The following is a 367-nucleotide window of genomic DNA, read 5'->3' as shown; positions in this document are numbered from 1 at the left end:
GTCAAGCCTGCTTTTTTACTGGTTCTGTCCAGCAAGCTGAACAGCAGTGCAAAAACAGAGGTCAGTCTATTTATCACGGAAGTGCCCCCTCCGACGATTCCGCCAAGCCGCATTGACTGCTGTTTGACGGTACGATTTTTTTCTTGCCCAGCTCTCTCAGAGCTGGGCAAGTCCTTTAAGCAAAATATTGATTGATGCATTGACGTCACGGTCATGATGCGCCTTGCAGAATGGGCAGTCCCATTCCCGCACTGACAGTGGCTTCTTGCCCGTATCCTTGCCGCATTTTGAGCAGATTCGGCTGGTGTATGCTGGATTGACCTTGATGAGGATCTTTCCGTACTTCTTGCACTTGTATTCCAGCATG

Annotated in this window: 1 protein-coding gene; it reads right to left on the bottom strand. The window is 49.6% G+C overall.

The genetic code is table 11. The features are described 5' to 3' along the window. Positions 1-156: 156 nt before the first annotated feature. Positions 157-367 (bottom strand): zinc ribbon domain-containing protein (locus OCH80_RS10250; RefSeq protein WP_404540675.1); only part of this gene is annotated, 211 nt, incomplete at its 5' end.

Source organism: Lactobacillus sp. 23-2, assembly GCF_044902225.1.
Taxonomy (GTDB): domain Bacteria; phylum Bacillota; class Bacilli; order Lactobacillales; family Lactobacillaceae; genus Lactobacillus; species Lactobacillus absianus.
This window is presented reverse-complemented; position numbering and strand designations above follow the sequence as displayed.